The sequence below is a fragment of the Candidatus Nitrotoga sp. 1052 genome (assembly GCF_927312905.1).
Taxonomy (GTDB): domain Bacteria; phylum Pseudomonadota; class Gammaproteobacteria; order Burkholderiales; family Gallionellaceae; genus Nitrotoga.
Genome location: NZ_CAKMHQ010000049.1, coordinates 1 through 4,858, shown reverse-complemented (window position 1 = coordinate 4,858; position 4,858 = coordinate 1). Strand labels below are relative to the sequence as shown.

Here is a 4,858-nt window from a genome sequence, read left to right as displayed (position 1 = left end):
TTTCCTTCAATCAATTACAATCGACTCGGCGGTCAACGTTGGGTTGCTACTGATCTTAAGCAATTCAAATTCAAGTCCACCCCTATAAATTTCACAATTTTATAATTTGAGGAAGATGTTGCAGAAATACAACAACTGTTACAAACAACGAATATATTATATTAAACGTTATATACTCGTGAACAGTAAGCTACAAAAAAATTGTTGGTAAATTGATAAATTACTCACAAATTTAAATGGTTACATAATTATTACCATTTGGGTAGCTTCAGTTGAAGTTTGATTATGATTCGTCCAATTGAGTTTAATGTACCGAAAATGCATGCAGAAGTGACGACTTAAAAGTTTTTTACTTAAAGTAATCAACATAACGTTTCCAGGGAGGCAACAAACAATGAAACTCAAAAATAGAACATTATTTCAACAAATGTCATTAGTCTTTACGCCGCTAGCATTACTCGCTCTAGCTCCTCAAGCATATTCAGCAGATTATGCTGACTATGCGGCAGGTGGCAGCAATGTCGGTGGGCTATACACACCCGCTCCAAAGGCAGCAGGTACCTTTACTGAAGCTTTTACGGGCGGCAAGGTTACCGCCAATCTGCAGGCTCGTTATGAAAATGTTGATCAGCCAGCTCCAGGTACTGGTGCTCCACTGAAGGACGCTCATGCCGCAACTCTCCGATTGCGCCTAGGCTATGAGACAGCAGAATATATGGGATTCGGTGGTCTGGTTCAAATTGAACATATCTCAGCCAACGATGCTTACAACAGCAGGGTAAATGGCAGGACTAATTATTCTGTTGTGGCAGATGCAAAAGTCACTGAGCTCAATCAAGCCTATATAAGTTATAGTGGCATACCCCAGACTAGAGTAAAATTTGGTCGTCAGCTCATAAGGTTAGACAACGATCGTTGGGTCGGTAACGTCGTTTGGCGCCAAAACCAGCAAACGTATGATGCCACCTCAGTTGTCAATAAATCGCTCCCTGACACTACAATTACTGCAGCTTTTATTACTAATGCGAACCGTGTGTTCAGTGACGCCTCCATTGATAACGGCACCGGCGCACTCTTGGGCAACCATCACATGAGGTCCCCCATCTTTAACGTAAAATACACGGGGCTAGGTTTTGCTGAAGTGGTTGGATATGGCTATTTCCTGGATTATGATCCCTCTGCGCGAGCTTTTGGTCTGGCTAATTCAACGCGAACCGTGGGTGCCCGATTTAAAGGGGACGCTCCAATGGGTGATAACAAGATTTTATATGCAGCTGAATATGCGAGCCAGTCCGACTATAAAGATAATCCGAGTGATTACCGCGTTCACTATACATTGTTGGAAGGAGGCGTAGATGTAAAGGCTGCCCAATTCAAAGTAGGATATGAATTACTGAGCGGTAATGGAAAACAATCTCTCCAGACCCCCTTGGCTACCTTATTTGCATTTAATGGATGGGCTGACGTGTTCTTGGTTACTCCAAGAAATGGTCTTCAAGATATTTACGTGAATGCAAGGACAACAGTAGCGGGTATTGTTCTCGGAGCTGACTATCATGACTTCCAAGCAGACCATGGCAGTAGCAAATATGGAACAGAAATTGATTTGATTGCAACTAAACAGATCGACAAAACCTATTCCGTAGGTACTAGGTATGCACGCTTTAGGGCAGACAACAATACTGCTGCTGCTGCTGCTGCTTCTGGCTGCGCGACCTGTTTTGATACTAGTAAATTCTGGGTGTATGGAGCAATGAACTTCTAAGAGTGTTTATGAAGGCTTCGTGAGCCTACGCGTCAATGCCATTTTTTAGCAATGGGCGCGCGGGACAATAAAGGGGTGCGATTTTTCGTACCCCTTTATTATTAGCACTACCGTTATTATGATTGCATCCAGCCTGAAACCAACCAGCCGACCCAAGCAGAATTTTTCTGCATTAGCCAATTTTTTCTGATTTTGAATTTAGATTTTGAAGAAGATAGACTGTCCGGACCGTCCGGACGAACCTGCAACGAAGACTGCTCTCCATCCCATATAAATTGCTGTCATCGACTTTAGAGCACATGCAACCGAGAGGGATCCTATAATGCCTTGCCCATTGCACAGGCAAAGTGACTGCCAGAAGTTCCCAGCTAATACAATCTGGATTCTGTTGCGAAAATGACCATACAAGCTGTTGATCAATGTGAATTGACGTTACAATAACAGGCTGCAAAAAACGGAAATCTGCATTAAAATTCAAGTCAGTGCTGCCCGCAATACAGCGATTTATCGAAGATGGTTGAACCGGATCTCGTAGGCATCATCAAGTTAAGTCAGAGTATATATAAACCCCAGGTTTGTTCGAAATGCCGTAACTTCTAAAGAGAAGAGAGCCCTGTGCTATCAAAAATAAATACCCTTAAGACATTAACCCTATCCGGCCTATTACTTTCGAGCCCGGTATTTGCTGCAAAAGACATCAGCGATTTCCAAACCTGGGGCACAGCAACTGCAACTGGCAGTCTGGAATCTTTCAATCCCGCATTAAAGAAATTTAAATACTGGGCAGAATTCCAGGCGCGGTTTGGAGTGGATTCATCACGCTTATCCCAAGTAATGGTCCGTCCCGGGATCGGATATGAGATTAACAAAAATAGCAGTGCTTGGCTGGGCTATGGTTGGATACCCACTGATGAGCCCTTCACCAGAACCCCGTTCAACGAGCGGAGATTATGGCAACAATTTTTATGGAAGGATAAATATTCCTTCGGTGCTCTCAGCAGCAGAACGCGATTTGAACAACGCTGGGCACCCCGTGTAGGAGATGATACTGCATTCCGCTTGCGGCAAATGCTGAAAATATCGAGTCCACTGAAAAATGCCCCCGCTTATAGCCTAGTGGCCAGCGATGAATATTTCTTAAATCTGAACGACACTGATTGGTCACCTAAATCAGGTTTTGATCAAAACCGATTATTCCTGGGGATAGGATACAATTTTGACAAAGCAACTAAAACAGAAATCGGCTACATGAATCAATATATTAACCGGTCTAACACCTCAGTAAACCTGAACGATCATATTTTATCGATTAATTTTCTCTTCGATTATTAATCCGTTCAGTCTCAGACAACTATAGGGCGCCTCTAAAAATTCAATTTTCTAGGCAAGGCAAGGCAAGGCGCGAGTAAAAAATTTGAGCGCGGCATATGGTTGATATGTAAGCGATAATTTTTTTCGAGTAACGCAGTATTGTGACGAAAATTGGATTTTTAGAGGTGCCCTATAATACAAAACTCAAAAAATAAGCCCATTCATTCCGTTCAGAAAGGTAGCGCGAGATTTGGATTTGCCTCCAACAGGACGCGGCGGAAGTCGTGCTGAATTCTTGCCAGCGCCTCTTCACTATCCGCTTCAAAGCGCAACACCACCACTGGCGTGGTATTGCTAGAGCGCATCAAGCCAAATCCGTCTGCATATTCAACGCGCAGACCGTCTATGGTGATGATGTCTTGTACATCGGTAAATTTTGCCTTTTTCAGCAGCTGTGAGATCAGGGCGAAGCTCTCGCCCTCTTTTAGCTTTATTTGCAGTTCCGGTGTGTTAATTGAATTGGGCAGGCCATTCAGCACGCCATTTGCATCTGACTCTTTGCTCAAGCATTCGAGCAAACGGGCACCCGCGTACAGACCGTCATCGAAGCCATACCATCGCTCCTTGAAGAATACATGGCCACTCATTTCACCTGCCAGCAATGCGCCGCATTCCTTCATTTTTGTCTTAATGAAGGAATGGCCGGTTTTCCAGAGTGTTGGTTTGCCACCATGTTGTGTAATCCAGCCAAACAGCTTGCGCGTGGATTTAACGTCGAAGATAATTTCTGCACCAGGATTGCGTGCCAGCACATCAGCGGCGAACAGCATTAACTGCCTGTCTGGAAAAATGATGTTGCCATTTTTAGTGACGACTCCCAAGCGGTCGCCGTCACCATCGAAAGCTAAGCCCAGTTCACTATCATTGCTGGCGAGTGCATGGATCAGGTCTTGCAGGTTTTCCGGTTGTGAAGGATCAGGATGATGGTTAGGGAAGTTGCCATCCACTTCACAAAACAGTTCCGTGACTGTACAGCCCAGCTGGCGATACAGGGCAGCGGCAAAATCCCCGGCTACGCCATTGCCGCAATCAACCGTGATCTTCATGGGCCGTGCCAATTTAATGTCGGAAACAATGCGTGCAATGTATACGGGGCCTATATCGAACTGCAAATAAGTACCCGCACCATGGCTGAAATTATTTTGCTCGATGCGTGTGCGCAGGGCTTGTATGGCATCACCGGAGAGCGTTTCACCTCCCAGTACCATTTTCAGTCCGTTGTAATCCGGGGGGTTGTGGCTACCGGTAATCATGACTGCAGAATGTGTATCCAGATGATAAGCTGCAAAATACACCATGGGCGTAGCAACACGCCCAACATCAATGACGTTGATGCCGCTCTTCTGAATGCCGCGCGCCAAAGCGGCGGCAAATTCCACGCCAGACAAACGTCCGTCGCGACCGATTGCAATCGTGTGCTGGCCTCGTGCTGTGGCTTCTGAGCCAATGGCATGGCCAATAATCTCAATAATTTCCTGGGTCAGTGATTTACCGACAATGCCGCGAATATCGTAGGCCTTGAAAATTTCTTTAGGCAAGTTTTGCATGGTACTACTCCATGAATTGGATAGGGATGTGCACATGACTCTATCAAGGATCACGACACAGCATGATAGCGAGAATGCTCGATCCTGATGTGATTGACTTAAAGCGCCCCATGATTCTGGCGCCTAGGAGCCTGTCGGACTTCTCTTGTAACTCATTGATTAAATTGATGCGCCC

3 protein-coding genes are annotated in these 4,858 nt (G+C 45.2%); 2 read left to right on the top strand and 1 reads right to left on the bottom strand.

Translation table 11 applies throughout. The annotated features are described in order from the left end of the window. Nucleotides 1-394 precede the first annotated feature (394 nt). Nucleotides 395-1,765 (top strand): alginate export family protein, encoded by a 1,371-nt coding sequence (locus MJ768_RS10255; RefSeq protein ID WP_239291465.1) that lies wholly within the window; start codon nucleotides 395-397, stop codon nucleotides 1,763-1,765. A gap of 615 nt (nucleotides 1,766-2,380) precedes the next feature. Further along, a complete protein-coding gene (locus MJ768_RS10250) occupies nucleotides 2,381-3,097 on the top strand; it encodes a DUF2490 domain-containing protein (protein ID WP_239291463.1) in 717 nt (238 codons plus the stop codon). Between the two features lie 209 nt (nucleotides 3,098-3,306). On the opposite strand, the gene MJ768_RS10245 is transcribed toward MJ768_RS10250, so the two are convergent. Next, nucleotides 3,307-4,683, bottom strand: a complete 1,377-nt coding sequence (locus MJ768_RS10245) for a phosphomannomutase/phosphoglucomutase (protein ID WP_239291461.1) — start codon at nucleotides 4,681-4,683, stop codon at nucleotides 3,307-3,309. Between the last annotated feature and the right edge of the window lie 175 nt (nucleotides 4,684-4,858).